Raw genomic sequence first — 16,048 nt, 5'->3', positions numbered from 1 at the left:
ATGTGCACACTCATGCATATATCAAGAGAAAAAAAGCCACGCTACGGGCAGCACAGCGAAACCAGACCCTTGGTTCGCTGGAGGAGGCCCTCCAAACGCTCGACGATCGCCCCGCCATTCACTTCATAGAAAACCTGTCTGCCCACTTTGGTGGCTTTCACGATGTGAGCGTCGTGCAGCACCTGTAAGTGCCTTGAGATCACAGAGCGCTCCTGCGGCAAAGCTTTGGCTATTTCGCCGACATCCGCCCTCCCTAACTGAAGCACGCGCTTGAACACCGCGACCCTAGAGGGTTCGCAGAGAGCTTTGAAGAAGGCTTCATCCAGCGACTCAATGGCAGCATCGATGGCTTGGGCGCGGAGATTGTCAGTAGTCGTCATGAGAGCAATATATGTGCATGAAGACGCACATGTAAAGCCACCCATCATCACAAGCTTGCGATACATTTGGAAAAGCGTATATTTGAAAAACCATATATTAGCAGAGCATCTAGTGATGACTGGCAAGATCCGCGTCCTGTTTGTTTGCACCGCCAACGCTGCTCGCTCCCAGCTCGCCGAAGCATTGCTCCGGCACACAGACCCTGTGCGCTTCGAAGCTTTCAGCGCAGGCACTCAGCCTGGCGTAGTCGACCCGCGAACCTATGCCGCCCTTGAGCACCTCGCCATCGACTCCAGCGCCCTGCGTAGCAAATCCATCGACGAGTTCGCCAGTGAACACTTCGACTACGTCATTACCCTCTGTGACAAGGCCGCCCAGGAATGCCAAGCGCTTCCGGCTTTTGGCGAGCAGCTGGTATGGAGCTTCGAAGACCCTGTCACCAGCGACAAACACGACGCCTTCCGCCACACGCTTCACGAGATTCATGAACGCATCAAGATGTTCGTCCTCGTGAAAACCAAACACTGAGAACCGCTATGACTGACTCGCTGACCCCTACCAAGGTTTTCAAATGCCTCGCCGACGAGACACGCATTCGGATGATGTTGCTGATCGCTCGCGAGGAAGAGCTCTGCGTCTGTGAACTGACCTGTGCGCTGGAAGAAAGCCAGCCCAAGGTTTCCCGCCACCTAGCGCAATTGCGTACGTGTGACCTGCTGGAAGACCGCCGGCAGGGTCAATGGGTTTACTACCGGCTACATCCCGAACTGCCCGCCTGGGTACGCGAGGTCTTGGCAACGACGCTGGAGGCCAATCACGAATGGCTGAGTACCAGCTCCAAACGACTGGACACCATGGGTGGCCGCCCACAGCGCGTGGCCTCCTGCTGCTGATCACTGCCGAGAAAAGCCGATGAAAGCTCTGTTCCTCTGCACCGCCAATAGCTGCCGCAGCATCCTGTCCGAAGCCATGTTCAACCACCTGGCCCCGACCGGTATGAAGGCCTTCAGCGCCGGCAGCCAGCCCAAGGGCGAGGTACATCCGTTGTCCATCGCCGCGTTGCAGCGCGCCGGTATTTCCACCGATGGTCTCAGCAGCAAGTCCAGTGATTCACACGCCGAGTTAGCCCCGGATTTTGTCATCACCGTCTGCGACAAGGCCGCTGGCGAAGCATGCCCCGTGTTCTTCGGGCCGGCAGTAAAAGCTCATTGGGGGCTTTCCGATCCGTCGGACCTGCAAGGTAGTGCCGCCGAACTGGACGAGGCTTTCGACGCCACGCTTGAACACATCAAGCGCCGCATTACGGCATTTCTCGCATTGCCTTTCGAACAACTGGATGCCGCCCAGCTCAAGGCCGAGCTGGCGCGCATCGGAACGCTCTGACGTTAAGGGAGATTCACCATGAGCAAGAGCCGCCTTTCATTCCTCGATCGCTACCTAACGGTCTGGATCTTTTTGGCCATGGGCCTTGGCATTGGCCTCGGCAGTCTCTTCCAGGGACTGCCTGCATGGCTGAACAGCCTGTCGGTTGGCTCGACAAACATCCCCATTGCCATTGGCCTGATCGTCATGATGTACCCGCCATTGGCGAAGGTGAAATACGAGGAGCTGCCACAGGTCTTCAAAGACAAGCGCATCCTCGCCTTGTCGCTGATTCAGAACTGGGTGATTGGCCCGGTGCTGATGTTCGGGCTGGCTGTCGTATTCCTCTCCGACAAGCCCGAGTACATGACCGGCCTGATCCTCATCGGCTTGGCACGCTGCATCGCCATGGTGCTGGTGTGGAACCAGATCGCGGGCGGCAACAACCAGTACGTTGCTGGCTTGGTCGCCTTCAACAGCATTTTCCAGATCCTGTTCTTCAGCGTGTATGCCTGGATCTTCCTGGGCCTTCTGCCGCCGCTGTTCGGCCTGGAAGGTAGCGTCATCGAAACCAGCTTCCTCGAAATTGCCCAATCGGTACTGATCTATCTGGGTATCCCATTCCTGGCTGGCTTCCTGACCCGCAAGATCCTGATCAGCCGTAAGGGCTCCGCGTGGTACGAGGAGCGCTTCATTCCGAAGATCAGCCCGCTGACGCTCGTAGCGTTGCTGCTGACCATCGTCGCCATGTTCAGCCTGAAAGGCGACATGGTGCTGCAACTGCCTCTGGATGTGCTGCGCATCGCCATCCCACTGACCATCTACTTCGTGGTGATGTTCTTCATCAGCTTCTGGATGGGCAAGCTGCTGGAAGCCGACTACCCACGCACCACTGCGCTGGCATTTACCGCTGCCAGTAACAACTTCGAACTGGCCATTGCCGTGGCCATTGCCACTTTCGGCCTTGCCTCGCCGGTAGCCTTTGCCACCGTCATCGGGCCTTTGGTGGAAGTACCGGTACTGATCTCTCTAGTTGGCGTTGCCTTGTGGCTCAAGCGTCGCTGGTTCGATCAGCCATCTGGTGCCTTGTCCCAGGAGTGAAATCATGACCGAACACCATATCCCCAACATCGACAGTGAACTGATCGATCTGCCGTCCTCCGAAAAGCTGGCGATCGAGCAGCAGTCCACTCACAAACCGCGCATCCTGCTGTTGTATGGATCGACCCGCGAACGCTCTTTCAGCCGCCTTCTGACTGAGGAAGCGGCTCGCCTGCTGGAGCACTTCGGCGCCGAGACGCGGATCTTCAATCCGTCCGGCCTGCCGCTGCCGGATGACGTACCCGACGACCACCCCATGGTCAAAGAGCTGCGCGACCTGGTGCTCTGGTCGGAAGGCATGGTCTGGTGTTCGCCAGAACGCCACGGTGCGATGACCGGCGTGTTCAAGTCGCAGATCGACTGGATTCCGCTGAGCATGGGTGCCGTGCGGCCGACGCAGGGCAAAACCCTCGCGGTGATGCAGGTCTGCGGTGGCTCGCAGTCGTTCAACGTGGTCAACCAGCTGCGCGTGCTCGGCCGCTGGATGCGCATGTTCACTATCCCTAACCAGTCGTCAGTGCCGAAGGCCTATCTGGAGTTCGACGAAGCGGGCCGCATGAAGCCTTCTGCGTACTATGACCGCGTCGTCGACGTGATGGAGGAGCTGGTGAAGTTCACCCTGCTTCTGCGTGATCGTGCCGACTACATGGTTGATCGCTATTCCGAACGTAAAGAGTCCGCTGAAGAACTGTCGAAACGCGTCAATCAACGCTCCATCTGAGGCTTTTGAGCATGCAACTGCACCCGTATTCCGTGCTGACTACTCCACAGTTGATCGGCCAACTAATCTTCACCCCGTGCCCTGGTACCAAGGACACGTCGGTCTCCCAGGCTCTGGCAACACTGCGCGATGCCGGCGCGAGCGCACTGGTAACCCTGATGCCGGATGAAGAGTTGCTGCAGAACGAGGTCGATCTACTGCCTGAGGAATGCCAGCTGTTGGGCCTCGAATGGTTCCACCTGCCGGTGGAGGATGATCAGGCTCCCGGTGAGCCCTTTGCTGTCGCCTGGGAAACCCATCGGGAGCGCCTAAAAGAGCTGGTGATGGCTGGCAAATCGATCGCTATTCACTGCAAGGGTGGCTCGGGTCGTACCGGCTTGTTCGCAGCCCGCCTGATGATCGAGTGCGGTATCCCTGTGCACGAGGCCATCGCTCAGGTTCAGGCCCTGCGCCCGCGAGCGATTCAAAACCCTGCACACGTCAACTACATCAATCAGTTCACCAATACCCTCTGACCGCTCGCGAACCGCGACTCGAGAACAAGAAAATGGCAATCAAAGTAGGCATCAATGGGTTTGGACGTATCGGTCGCTTGGCGCTGCGCGCGTCCTGGGACTGGCCGGAATTCGAATTCGTACAGATCAATGACGCGGCCGGGGACGCTGAGACCCACGCCCACCTGATCAACTTCGACTCGATCCACGGACGCTGGCAACGCGAAGCAGGTGCAGAAGGCGACTCGGTGGTGATCGATGGCAAACGCATCAAGGTCACAGCGAACAAGACCATCGCCGACACCGACTGGTCGGGCTGCGACCTGGTCATCGAGGCCAGCGGCAAGATGAAGTCGGTAGCCGTGCTCCAGGCCTACCTGGATCAGGGCGTCAAACGCGTGGTGGTCTGTGCCCCGGTGAAGGAAAAAGGCGCGCTGAACGTGGTGATGGGCGTAAACCAGCACCTGTTCGACCCGGCCCAGCACCGCATTGTCACCGCCGCTTCCTGCACCACCAACTGCCTGGCTCCGGTGGTCAAAGTGATTCACGAGAACCTGGGCATCCGCCACGGCTCGATCACCACCATCCACGACCTGACCAATACCCAGAGCATCCTCGATACCCCGCACAAGGACCTGCGCCGCGCCCGTGCCTCAGGCATGAGCCTGATCCCGACCACCACCGGTTCGGCCACAGCGATCGCCGAGATTTTCCCCGAACTGCGCGGCAAGCTGAATGGTCACGCCGTGCGCGTACCGCTGGCCAACGCCTCGCTGACCGACTGCGTGTTCGAAGTGGCGCGTGAAACTACGGCTGAAGAGGTCAACTTGCTGCTGAAGGCGGCTGCCGAAGGCCCGTTGAAGGACATCTTGGGTTACGAAGAACGCCCACTGGTGTCCATCGACTACCGCACCGATCCGCGGTCTTCGATCATCGATGCGCTGTCGACCCTGGTGGTCAATGGTACCCAGGTAAAAATCTACGCCTGGTACGACAACGAGTGGGGCTACGCCAATCGTGCAGCGGAGCTGGCCCGACTGGTCGGCGCGGCGGAGTAAACGGCGATCATGAAGGCGTTGTCAGCCCTGTCCACACAAGTGCGCCAGTACCTGCTGGTTACCGGCAACTACTGGGCCTTCACCCTCACCGACGGCGCGTTGCGCATGTTGGTGGTTTTGCACTTCCATACGCTGGGCTACACGCCGCTGCAGATCGCCGCGCTGTTCCTGTTCTACGAAATTTTCGGCGTGATCACCAACCTGGTGGGCGGCTACCTCGGCGCTCGCCTGGGGCTCAATCGCACCATGAACATTGGCCTGGGCATGCAGGTGCTGGCCTTGCTGATGCTCACGGTTCCGGCGGCCTGGCTGACGCTGCCTTGGGTGATGGCAGCCCAAGCCTTGTCCGGCATCGCCAAGGACCTCAACAAGATGAGTGCCAAGAGCTCTATCAAGCTCTTGGTGCCAGATAGCCAGCAAGGCACCCTCTACAAGTGGGTAGCCATCCTCACCGGCTCGAAAAACGCGCTCAAAGGCGTGGGCTTCTTCCTCGGCGGTGCACTGCTCGCGCTGCTCGGCTTCTCCATGGCGGTGCTGGCCATGGCGGCGGTGCTGGCATTGATCTGGATAGGCAGCTTGCTGCTGCTGAAAAAAGACCTGGGCAAGGCCAAGGCCAAACCAAAATTCCGCGACATGCTGTCCAAAAGCCGGGCGATCAACATCCTCTCGGCCGCACGATTGTTTCTCTTTGGCGCTCGCGACGTCTGGTTCGTCGTAGCGCTGCCGGTCTACCTGAGCACCACATTTGGTTGGGACTTCTGGTTGGTCGGCGGCTTTCTTGCCGCCTGGATCATCGGCTACGGCATCGTGCAGTCTTTTGCCCCCAGCATCACCGGCAAGCAGCGTGGCCATGTGCCAGACGGCCGAGTAGCCTTCACCTGGGCTATCGCGCTGGCCGGACTGCCCGCACTCATTGCTCTGGGGCTGAGCGCAGGCTGGTCGGGTCAGGTGGTATTGCTTGGTGGGCTGATGCTGTTCGGCGTGCTGTTTGCCGTGAATTCATCGCTGCACAGCTACCTGATCGTTAGCTATGCCAAGGAAGACGGGGTCTCACTGGACGTGGGCTTCTACTACATGTCCAACGCTCTGGGACGACTGCTCGGCACCCTGCTTTCCGGCTGGGTGTTCCAAACTTATGGCCTGGAGGCTTGCTTGTGGGTATCGAGCGGTTTTGTACTGGCTGCCGCTCTCATCTCAATCGCCTTGCCCAGGCACGACGAGACTCCACAGCAGCCAAGCTGAACAGCGACCATCAGGCAGGGGCTCTCATGCCTCCGCCTTTACCAGTAACTGCTCGATTTCAGCGACAGTGCTGCGGGCTGTACGGGTAACCCCGATCAAAGTCGCTGACGTCGATCCCGTCCACTCGCCATAGGCCACCAGCCAACGCCTGGGTTCGCTCACAGCACGAGTCCCTCGACCGCCACTCGCCCTTCCTCGGTAACCACCCCAAGGCTGGCTAGATGCCCTTAAGCCGGTTTGAATCCGGTGCACCAGATCACTGCATCGACTGCCGTCTCCGAACCATCGGCCCAGACCACACCATGAGGTGTGAAGCGCACGAAGGGGCATACAACGTGCAATACGCCCCGTTCACGTGCCTCGACCACGGAAAGTGCCGCAGCAAGAATTTAGCATTGCGGCGCACCTGGTCGGGTAGTGCCCCATTTTCGAGAGCTCGATTTAAAACTCAAGGGTGGCAAATACTGTGCGAGTACGTTCTCGGGACGGCAATGAGGCATCCGCGGTTCTCTCGGGAGAACGGCATTAACCGCCATTTCGGAGCTACTGCCTAGAAATGTGGGTGTGCGGCGACTTCTCTCTTTCGCTAACGCATAGCAGTATACTTCCCCATCTCAAAGCAGCCTCGTGCTGCTGTGGCGTGCCAAGGAGAAGTGGGCGTTATGTATGACGCAGAATCAGTTTTCAATCCAAGTTTCCGCCTTGTTCCTAGCCTGCCAAATGAAGAACTAAGTAGAGACCTCTACATGGAAACCTTCTTCAATCTAGAAGAGCCGGACGCTTGGTACCCGTACCCTGAGAATCGCTGGCACCGCCTTGCCCGCATTTTCCCAGACCGTATCGTCACTTATCCGGTATTCACCAATCCGCATGCACAACGCTACCTCACTTGTAGACACGGCCGAATCAAGACCATTGTTTATGAAATGAAATATGTCCAGGGTTTACCTGAGTCTTCGGATGCAGCTCTCACGCTGATCGACATGTACTTAACGTCGCGGATATGGAATAGCAGTAACTTTGGTCTTGGCTTGATCAAAGATCTGGAACCCATATGTGCTGGCCTGATGCGTGTGCCCGACCTAAATACCTTGGTAGTGACCCACGACGATCAGATAAAGATTGATCGCAATTGCGCGCGCATTCCAGAGCGGCAGTTGGATGACTTGAGGCGCACGTTCGATAAGGCCAATCGCAGACTGAAGGAACGCATCCGCGTAGCCAAGCAGTGGCATGTTCGCAACGCGCTGCTGGCAAAACTAGCACCCTCGCAATTCCCTGCCTTGGTCCAAGTGACTAGCACCGGTGAAATGGTCGAGTACCGAATGGCCAGCACCAAGCCCTCTCCAGCCATGGAGAAACAGCAACGACAGGCATCGGTGAGAACCGTTAGGCAGAATGCCAGACAGATTGCCAAAGACGCCCCGCATGAGCTACTCAATCTACACGCTGAAATTGAGCGAGTGACGCTCGCTAACATGATCGAGCTCTTCGAGAAGAAGCTTCAGCAACAGCTCACCGAAGCTCATTGGCAGCGTTTTTTTGAAGACAACACGTTCATCTTGTCACTGCTGTTCGCCCGACCGGTAAAGCTGCTTCACACTCAGTTCCATGCGCAAATGTCCGGTATCGATGGCTCCGGTGCTCAAATCGGGGACTTTCTTTTTCGAGAGCTAGGGCAGCCGCTGGCGATTGTTGAGATCAAAAAACCGTCCAGCCCCCTCATGCAATCAAGTGCTTATCGCAACGACAAAGTGTTCGGACCGCATGCGGAACTCAGCGGCGCGGTTACACAGGTTCTCTACCAGCAAACCGCGTTGCGCAGTAATTGGCTGTTTCACCAAAGCAGTTTGCAGGGCTCCCAACCAGATACGATCAAATGCATAGTCATCTGCGGCACCACGCCGACTGAACCCGAACCGCGGCGCTGCTTCGATATCTTTCGACACGCTTGCAAGGATGTGGAAGTCGTCACCTTCGATGAACTTCTGGACAAGCTGAGGTTGCTGCTCCAACACCTCAGCCATGACAAGACTCACAATGAAGGAGACACCGGCAAGCAGAGTTGAAGTGATGGGCGGTAATCCAAGCGTCGCGGACCGTCAAAATGAACTAGCAATCGGGTCATAGGTTAGCTAGCCCATAGCGAGGTTGGTCTACTTGCGAGCCGGGAGTTCTTCAAATCCAGCTGCGATCAAATCCCCGCGTAACGCTTTTAGGCTTGAGTTGGGCACGGCCAACCAAAACAGGTTCCTGGCTCTCGTGACTGCTACGTATCCAATACGCCCTTCCTCGGTAACCGTGCCCGCCAATAACGCTTCAACGTTCGGCTTCTTCGCTACATACAGAACCGCGCCAATGGATTCGCCTTTCACCTGGTGTACAGTCTCGACTCTGATTCCATGGCCGCCCTCTTGAGGCCCCGCAGCGCCGGTGAGCGAAAGTTCCAGCAACCCGGTCTTCGCCAGTTTGTTGCCTAGAGTGCCTACAGCTTTCAACCCAGACTGTTTCTCGATGGCTGCGAGAAGAATCCTGATATTCATCATGAGCTTCGGATGCCACTCAGTTTTGGCTAACAGCAACGATGATGGCAGTCCTGTCTCGGCGTTGCGAATGAAAGCCCATAGCAATCGTCTGAGCCTGAGCATCCACCCTTCATGGGGTGCTCCTTGCAGGTTTGAGCTAAGCCCATTTGGGGGGTTGTTCAGCAATCCCACGACAGCCCGGCATACAAATTTAAAGCACTCTTGGTATCGACCTTGCTGGTCTCGAAGCAAAGACGCTTCTGCGAGCATTGCGATCGTACCTTTCCCAGGAGGGGCGACGTTCCCGGCCAACACCGCGGCGCGCCCCGTCCCTCGGCTGAGAATTACCGCATCCTTGTACTGCATACCCAGTTCATCGATATGAGCCTTGAAAGCATCGAACAGCTTGGGCAGTTCCGATTCCTTGTACCCTACGAAATATGCTCCGCCTTGTTCGGGCTGCCGATCTGGCTCATCGTCCCGGCCGCAGAGCAAATTGGCGATATTGATGATCGGGGGCAGTGAGCGGTAGTTACGAGTGAGCTTGTAGCCAGTCACCCCAATACGATCCGTATAGGTGTTCAGGAAGGCGCCGTCAGCGCCAGCGAAGCCGTAGATGCCCTGGTTTACATCACCAATGAGGGAGACTTGTACCCCAGCACCGATGAGCAACTCCAAGATAGCCTGATGCACAGTGCCCAGGTCCTGGGACTCATCAACCAGAAGCTGCGGATACCGGCCTGCCAGAGCACGTAGAACTGCAGGCTGGTGGACCAAGGTCCGATACACCCAGTACCGGCCGAGTTCATGAGTGTAGGCACCTGTGCGGCCAAGGCGATTGACCGTGTTTAGAGCCTTTCCAGCATCGAGTTTTTCCACGCCGTCACGTGTATCGGTGAAGAAGTAGTGATTGCCATTCTGCATGCCGACTTTGATGTCTTTGACCGGCAGAGGGCGGCCCTCCTCTGGCCAATATTGAAAACTGGCCAAGAAAGGCTCTGAGCCTGACACCAGGTATGCTGCTTGAGCCGCAGCCATTGTTCGGTAAGCATGGGGACGCAATACATGCTGGGTGAAAAACCCATCAAGCGTGTCCACCTCCACGCGTTTGCGATTGGCGTCATCCGGCAGGGCCGAAGCGAGCTGTGCGTACCCCTTGTTGAACGTATTGACCGCAACATTGGAGAAAGACAAAAGCACGACCCGACCACGGCTGTTGTCCATCTTCTGCCGGATGGCAATCAGGCGCCTGATTGCCGTAGCCGTTTTGCCGCTCCCAGCGCACGCCGTGACAGCGATAGGCCCCAACGGCGCATTGATTATGTCCTTCTGCTCTTCGGAGAGCTTCATGGTTTGGCCGCTCCCTGGCAGACATGCTGGATGGCTTTCTGAAGATAGTCAGGGACTGCGCAATCAGGCGTTTTGGCGATCTGCTCAGCAAATGCCTGACCGAATCGGCCCTTTTGCACATTGCTACTACTGTCTTTGCGCTCGAACATCCCGCAAAACAGCGCCTTGGCCTTTGCAGTGTTGTCTGGTTGAGCATCCACGATCTTGCGTAGTGCTTTTGAGATACGTGGGTGGGGGTCGGCTAACGCAGTAAGCATGGGACCGCGATTCGCCTCAAGCAGTGCCAGATCGTATTCCAAGGTTTTCAGACCGTGGAAGACCTTCACAAAAGCGTCTTCGGACTCCTTCATCTTGACGGTGTTGCTAGACAATCTCACATCGTCTCCAAACGATGGATAGACCTCTTTCCTTTTAACCTTTTTCTTCTTCACCGGTTCGGCGACCGGAACTTCCTCTTCAGGCGCATCCGTTTCTTCCATGTAGGCAGCCTCGGCAAGCAGATCCTCAATCCCTTCCGCATCCAGCTCGCCCTCTGCAGGGCCCTGTACCTCTTCTTCTTCGAAAGGATCAGCGTCGGTCACGACAGCGACCGGAATTCGTAGGCCTTTCTCACCAAACAGCGGCAAGAAGGAATCGAAATTGAGCCCCTCGACACTGATCAGACTGACACCGTACTCCCGGAGATCAAGATTCATAAGCTTGGCGAGCGCATCGACAAGCATGAGCTCCGCAGCACCTTCGACGAAAATGACCCGGCGGGCAAAAAACAACTCGGCTCTGGTCACGTCCAGATAACGCTCAAGCTTTTCCCGTTTACCCTTGGCAAATTTGATGTCACGGGGGAAGAAAGTCTCCACGCCGGCATCGCTCTCTACCAGGCATACCAGAGACTCGAGCTTTGAATTGCTGGCAAAATTTGGGGAGTGGCTGGTGACGAACAGTTGCACTGACTTTTCGCCTTCATTCGTCGGCACGCCTGCGAGATACCGCAACAGCACACGCTGCAATTGAGGATGCAGATGCGCCTCTGGCTCCTCGACAATCAAGCTTCGATAGGCTGCGTCAGGGTTTTTGGCCAGCTCGCTGAGCACTACCGCCATGAAAATCAGGTTGTTGAAGCCCAGTCCGTTCTGCTCAATCTCCAAAGCTTCAGCGGTGAGGGAAAGCCGAGCAGAAAGACGCTGGAAATCTGTTGCGCTAAGCCCAACAGCGAGCGTCTGTGCCAGCTGCTCTCCCATCATTAAGCCATGTCGAGACGATATCGCGGTATGGGTGCTTTGGATTGACTCGTTCTGCTGGAGTTTTTCATCCAGTTCTTTCAGCGCCGCGTTGATTGCTTCACGACCTTCATCATCCGTAAGCAAATGCAGCAAACGTGCCAGCTGGCTGTTACGGCTAGGTCGAAGCCCCTGCGCGGCATCTCGCAAAGGCTGCAAATAGACACCACGAAGGTTTTCCATCATATCGGAGGTAAGTGCAACCTCCTGGTGATCGCCGCACCAGCGTTTTACTCTGAAGCGACCCGTCTGATCCGCATCGGTGTACCTGACGTGAACATGCGCCTCCATAGTCTTGTCAGCGCACGGCTTGAGCGCTGCAATAAAGTCCGCTTCATCCTCGTGGCTGAGATCTCTGAAGACAAAATGGAAGTTAATATCGCCAGTCGGTTCGCCTTCAACCGGGCGATGTCGGTCCGAAACATCGAGACGGGGATAGGGTTCATCATGTCCCGCGAGAAGCGTCCGGAGCGCATCCACTACCGCGCTTTTGCCTACGTTGTTTGGCCCTACCAGCACATTCAAACCAGGCTGAAATTTCAGCGTGGCTTCGCGCAGCTTGCGGAAGTTCTTGATGGTCAGCTCAGCGAGGTACATGAAGGTCTCCATCCTTGTTTTTACGGATGAAATATTATTCGAGATGAAATGTGCAATAGGACAGTGCGTCAGATAAAAATGGGAGTTTCAGCGCTGTGTGGATGGAAATGGATCGATCCTTCCCTGGCGAGCGATGACCAGCTGGGGCAGGCCAAACCGCTACGCTGAAGAGGCAGATAAAAAACTAGGCTCGGTTCGAATGAAAATCACTGGCCGTGTGGAAACTGAGGCGGTGACTGATGTGCGTTGCGATGTGTGCGACGGCTCACCCGTCTGGACAACGGCAATCTGCAGTATGGGATGCCCCAAGCACACTGGGATGTCATTATTTCATCGCCTTGCGAATGATGTTGAGTGATCCTCCGGCAAGGCGATCAACAGGTTCCGTATCCGCGCCGCTCACGAGGGCAATGTCCCGGAAGTGGCTTCGTTTTTCGGTGCGTGCGGCCAGCCGGGATAGAGCCTCTATCCGGCAGAGCTCCACCCCCAATTCGCTTCGATTCTCGGATTTCATGATGTCTCGAGTGCGTCAATAGACGCCATACTCAAGCCTCACCAGGTGGTCGACGACTTGTCGGTAGCGATCAGCATCTGCCAGCAGACTACAGGGCGTGCGCATGTCCAAACCAAGAGCTGGCCGCGACAACCATTCGGATGCTAACCGGTAACTGCCCAAGACGTAGGCCGCCTGGTTCATGACCTGACTTCGACGCGCCACGAAGCACCGGTGCGGGGTGCTCCAACAACCGGCTAGCGAAGGAAAACAGGGTCCTATAAGGATGATCGCTGCCATATAGCTTCCGCCACCACCATGCGCTTTTTGGTCACGTTTACCTTACTCCATTGGCCGCTGCACATCGTCGCCGGCAGGATGACTGGTAGCGTTCATTTATCGGCCGGTGGCACTGCTGATGAGTAGTGATTCCCATCCGGCCTCTCCGAATTGAGGAGCCTTGGGGAGTGCGACGTCGGTAAAAAGTCGCGCTCAAGCCACCAATGACATGGTCATTTTTGCGGTAGGGCTCTCTTGCTCGTTTGGAGCCGGAGGCTTACTGAATAATTTTGGATGGCAAGTGTTGAATGCGTTTTTGCTGCCGTGGTTGGGTTGCGCTGCGTTGGCGATCATATGGCATCTAATCGCGAACAGACGCGCCAATCTTACTGGCGTGACTCAGAAAACTTGAAGTTTTCCAAGAGGGCTCGCGTGACTGCGTCAAGGAAGCGTGAACGACCCAAGCGTTGAAATTATCAGCTTTTTTATTAAGCAAGACGTATTGCCCGGACGCTTACGTTTTAACTATCTAAAAACAATGCTCAGTTTTCGCCTCCTACTCAGAGCCTATGAATAACATCGTCAAAAGGCTTAGTAGATTTCTAGCAACTCCGTACGAAACGTCGGCAAGAAGTGTAGGCTGCACGAGTCTTCAATAGTCGACCACTCAACCCCTACGTCTCTCGCTGCTGTAGTCGGTAAAGGCGACGAAACGCTGATTGTGGCTTGGTCTTCGAGGCACTCAAAACCGCAATACTCAGGGGTTAACTCGACCTCGATACGCCCGCGATGAACATGATGAATCACCGCTAGATCTTCCGGAAGATCTAACGATAGGCGCTCCGAGAACGCTTTCAATGAGGGCTCTGCAAGGACGTAAAGCCAGGCCATGGCATCCTGAGGACCGATTCGGCGAAGAATTCGTCCCAAAACTTGGCGATAGTGCAACTCCGTACGGATACGACTGAGGTAACAGCATACCTGCAGACGAGGAATATCTGTCCCTTCGCTGATCATTCCCACCGCCACAATCCAGCGTCCCGTCCCGATTCGGAACTCGTCGATAGCTTCCTGAGCATCTGGTGTTTGATTGGTTACCACTTGACAACTTTCCCCTAACCGACTTAGTTCATCAGCTATGAGATGAGCATGTCTGATACTGGCAGCTACAATAAGGCCACCGGCATCAAGAGTTTCTAGTCGGATCTCATCCAGTTTTCTGCACCCAAGCTCGAGAATTTGACTGACCAACTCTCGTTGCGACAGCAAATATTCAAACGTCACCGGCGAATCGCCGAGCAGTTCAGCGATACTCGAATAAGTGTTGACCGTGGAGCTTTTCCCGCTCCGAGTCGTTACCTTCACCGCACCGTTATCGATGAGGACAATCCGGGGGGATCGGCATACAAGATCGTTTATAGCTGCCTTGAGTCCATATTTGAAGTCACAGAGTATGCGCCCATCCGGATTGGAGTATCTGGCGAGCACAATCGACCTTTCATCAGAACGCCAGGGAGTGCCTGACAAGGCAAGAGTATACGTAGCCCGCCCTTGAACTCTCTCAATAATCAGCTGCCCCCAAGTGTTCCCGAGCGAAAGTTCCGCTCCAGCGCAGTGATGTATCTCATCGAACACCGCAAAAACACGATACTGATCAAGGAGAGCCCAGAAGCTTTGATCTTGATAATCCATCCCTTGATAGGTCGAAACCGCACCGACAGCGCCAATACGGCCATCGAAACGGAGTCCTAGGTGAGATTCGAACGTGCCCCTGAAGCCCTCTACGGTCTGACAAGACGGCGCGAAGCAAAGGATCAAGTCAATTTTATCGCTGAGCAAGAGACGCCGAGCGACCTCAGCCGCCATCCGCGTCTTACCCGCCCCAGGTGTCGCCTGGCAAAAGAAATGTGGGAATTTTGCGTAGTGCTCCAAGGCCGCGTCTACGCAATCACTCTGCCATTTTCGAAGCGAACTCATACAATGCTCAAAAATTTGAGTGTTTTCTCTACGGCCTTTAGATGCCCGAGAAGTCGGGAGCCGCGGTCGCGTGCTTCAAGGAATTCGTCTTCTACCTGCTCTTTCAACTGCGGCATCTCTTGCATCAACTGCTTATATCGTTCGGCTTCGCCCATGGATGACAGCAGATCCAGCCGTATCTCCTTGGCCAATTCTTGTAGGCGGCGTACAGCCGACTCCTCTACTGGCTCCTCCCCATATGCCGTATCGGCCCGAGCGGGCTGCTCCGAGCTACACCGATCCACCAAGTCGAGAGTGAGATGTTCGGGTTGGGTGAGTACTCGATAGGTTTTACCACGACCCGCACGACTATCCTCTGCGCGCACCCATCCGACACGAATCAGACGGCGTATCTGATCATGGATGTATCGCCAGCACTCGACCATGGACTTGGGAGGTGAAGCGAGCTCTCGAACGTAGGCATCTCGTAACTCACGCGTCGTGAAACGCAAGAGTGCTTCGTCCTGAAATAACTCAAAGATGCGCCTGTCGAGCCTAAACGTAGCCGATTTCATACAGGCACCTGAAAGGTTCAAACAGCAGTGAAATGCGGATTATAAACCGTGGCCTCTGCATCCGTAAACGACGGAAAGTTCCGCCTTGAATTGTTCGAGGCGGTCATGCAAGAGTTGGCGAAGGAGTTGGGCAGACGAATCCGGGAACGGAGAAAGGCCATAGAATTGTCCCAAGAGGCTCTGGCGCTAGCCTGCCAATTGGACCGGAGCTATATGGGCCGCATCGAGCGAGGTGAAATGAACGTCACTGTCGAAAAGCTCTATAGAATCGCCCAGCAGTTAGGCTGTCATCCACGAACCCTATTGCCGTGAAAGTAGCCTGCTGTACAGGCGCTGGGGCTGCCTCCCCATGAACGTCCGAAGACCAACGCAGAAGCGGTCGAGAAAACCCTACTCCCGTAAGAGCCAATGCCTGTGGGATCAGCGACCTTCTAGTTCTCTTGCTAGCTGGACGTTACAGATGCGCCATCTCTAAAGACTGACATTGACGCTGTCTGCGCTAAATTTCGAGAGATGTGGGATTCCGAAGCTTAACTCTGAAAAAAAAAATGAGTTCACTCGCTGCTCCAGTGGCAATTTCAATCTCGACGCTCATCTTCTATTGGTAGGATCCACCGGCCCAGTCGCCGACCGATAC

Annotated in this window: 17 protein-coding genes and 1 pseudogene; 10 read left to right on the top strand and 8 right to left on the bottom strand. The window is 55.9% G+C overall.

The genetic code is table 11. The annotated features are described in order from the left end of the window. Positions 1–41: 41 nt before the first annotated feature. Positions 42–380 carry an ArsR/SmtB family transcription factor gene (locus U9R80_RS04235; protein ID WP_191832403.1) on the bottom strand — a complete coding sequence of 113 codons (339 nt, stop codon included), beginning with the start codon at positions 378–380 and terminating at the stop codon, positions 42–44. 115 nt (positions 381–495) lie between these two features. Between U9R80_RS04235 and U9R80_RS04230 the strand changes: the two genes are divergently transcribed. Genes U9R80_RS04230 through arsJ form a run of 8 tightly spaced genes read left to right on the top strand, consistent with a single transcriptional unit; the run spans position 496 to position 6,359 of the window. Then, positions 496–909 carry an arsenate reductase ArsC gene (locus tag U9R80_RS04230; protein ID WP_191832390.1) on the top strand — a complete coding sequence of 138 codons (414 nt, stop codon included), beginning with the start codon at positions 496–498 and terminating at the stop codon, positions 907–909. A gap of 8 nt (positions 910–917) precedes the next feature. Continuing rightward, the gene (locus U9R80_RS04225; protein ID WP_191832391.1) at positions 918–1,274 is read left to right on the top strand and encodes a metalloregulator ArsR/SmtB family transcription factor; all 357 of its coding nucleotides are present in this window, start codon (positions 918–920) and stop codon (positions 1,272–1,274) included. 19 nt (positions 1,275–1,293) lie between these two features. Further along, complete coding sequence (locus U9R80_RS04220; RefSeq protein ID WP_191832392.1) at positions 1,294–1,764, top strand: arsenate reductase ArsC; 471 nt, start codon at positions 1,294–1,296, stop codon at positions 1,762–1,764. Positions 1,765–1,782: 18 nt separating this feature from the next. Beyond that, a complete protein-coding gene (gene arsB / locus U9R80_RS04215) occupies positions 1,783–2,844 on the top strand; it encodes an ACR3 family arsenite efflux transporter (protein ID WP_191832393.1) in 1,062 nt (353 codons plus the stop codon). Between the two features lie 4 nt (positions 2,845–2,848). Continuing rightward, a complete protein-coding gene (gene arsH / locus U9R80_RS04210) occupies positions 2,849–3,565 on the top strand; it encodes an arsenical resistance protein ArsH (protein ID WP_191832394.1) in 717 nt (238 codons plus the stop codon). An 11-nt stretch (positions 3,566–3,576) separates the two neighbouring features. Continuing rightward, a complete protein-coding gene (locus U9R80_RS04205) occupies positions 3,577–4,080 on the top strand; it encodes a cyclin-dependent kinase inhibitor 3 family protein (RefSeq protein ID WP_191832395.1) in 504 nt (167 codons plus the stop codon). Positions 4,081–4,112: 32 nt separating this feature from the next. Then, the gene (locus U9R80_RS04200) at positions 4,113–5,117 is read left to right on the top strand and encodes an ArsJ-associated glyceraldehyde-3-phosphate dehydrogenase (RefSeq protein ID WP_280042767.1); all 1,005 of its coding nucleotides are present in this window, start codon (positions 4,113–4,115) and stop codon (positions 5,115–5,117) included. Positions 5,118–5,126: 9 nt separating this feature from the next. Beyond that, complete coding sequence (arsJ, locus tag U9R80_RS04195) at positions 5,127–6,359, top strand: organoarsenical effux MFS transporter ArsJ (protein WP_280042769.1); 1,233 nt, start codon at positions 5,127–5,129, stop codon at positions 6,357–6,359. 24 nt (positions 6,360–6,383) lie between these two features. On the opposite strand, the pseudogene U9R80_RS04190 reads toward arsJ, so the two are convergent. Beyond that, a pseudogene (locus U9R80_RS04190) lies at positions 6,384–6,727 on the bottom strand (pyridine nucleotide-disulfide oxidoreductase); the annotation flags it as partial. Between the two features lie 378 nt (positions 6,728–7,105). On the opposite strand from U9R80_RS04190, the gene U9R80_RS04185 reads away from it, so the two are divergent. Further along, the gene (locus U9R80_RS04185; RefSeq protein ID WP_301840781.1) at positions 7,106–8,428 is read left to right on the top strand and encodes a Shedu immune nuclease family protein; all 1,323 of its coding nucleotides are present in this window, start codon (positions 7,106–7,108) and stop codon (positions 8,426–8,428) included. 87 nt (positions 8,429–8,515) lie between these two features. Here the strand turns inward: U9R80_RS04185 and U9R80_RS04180 are convergent, their stop codons facing one another. The 6 genes from U9R80_RS04180 to U9R80_RS04160 all read right to left on the bottom strand — a co-directional run bounded on the left by U9R80_RS04180 (position 8,516) and on the right by U9R80_RS04160 (position 15,411). Continuing rightward, positions 8,516–10,234 carry a UvrD-helicase domain-containing protein gene (locus tag U9R80_RS04180; RefSeq protein ID WP_301840782.1) on the bottom strand — a complete coding sequence of 573 codons (1,719 nt, stop codon included), beginning with the start codon at positions 10,232–10,234 and terminating at the stop codon, positions 8,516–8,518. Next, the gene (locus U9R80_RS04175) at positions 10,231–12,108 is read right to left on the bottom strand and encodes an ATP-dependent nuclease (RefSeq protein WP_191833609.1); all 1,878 of its coding nucleotides are present in this window, start codon (positions 12,106–12,108) and stop codon (positions 10,231–10,233) included. The genes U9R80_RS04180 and U9R80_RS04175 overlap by 4 nt, the downstream gene beginning before the upstream one ends. Positions 12,109–12,433: 325 nt before the next feature. Beyond that, the gene (locus tag U9R80_RS04170) at positions 12,434–12,622 is read right to left on the bottom strand and encodes a hypothetical protein (protein ID WP_301840784.1); all 189 of its coding nucleotides are present in this window, start codon (positions 12,620–12,622) and stop codon (positions 12,434–12,436) included. Positions 12,623–12,637: 15 nt separating this feature from the next. Then, a complete protein-coding gene (locus U9R80_RS27275; protein ID WP_191833611.1) occupies positions 12,638–12,805 on the bottom strand; it encodes an antitoxin Xre/MbcA/ParS toxin-binding domain-containing protein in 168 nt (55 codons plus the stop codon). Positions 12,806–13,471: 666 nt separating this feature from the next. Next, on the bottom strand, positions 13,472–14,857 hold the full coding sequence (locus U9R80_RS04165; RefSeq protein ID WP_191833613.1) for a DEAD/DEAH box helicase: 1,386 nt from the start codon (positions 14,855–14,857) through the stop codon (positions 13,472–13,474). Beyond that, on the bottom strand, positions 14,854–15,411 hold the full coding sequence (locus U9R80_RS04160; protein ID WP_191833614.1) for a hypothetical protein: 558 nt from the start codon (positions 15,409–15,411) through the stop codon (positions 14,854–14,856). Before U9R80_RS04160 ends, U9R80_RS04165 begins: the two co-directional genes overlap by 4 nt. Positions 15,412–15,516: 105 nt before the next feature. Between U9R80_RS04160 and U9R80_RS04155 the strand changes: the two genes are divergently transcribed. Then, positions 15,517–15,723, top strand: a complete 207-nt coding sequence (locus tag U9R80_RS04155; protein ID WP_038616969.1) for a helix-turn-helix domain-containing protein — start codon at positions 15,517–15,519, stop codon at positions 15,721–15,723. Positions 15,724–16,048: the final 325 nt, after the last annotated feature.

Source organism: Pseudomonas sp. JQ170C (genome assembly GCF_035581345.1).
Classification (GTDB): Bacteria; Pseudomonadota; Gammaproteobacteria; order Pseudomonadales; family Pseudomonadaceae; genus Aquipseudomonas.
This window is presented reverse-complemented; position numbering and strand designations above follow the sequence as displayed.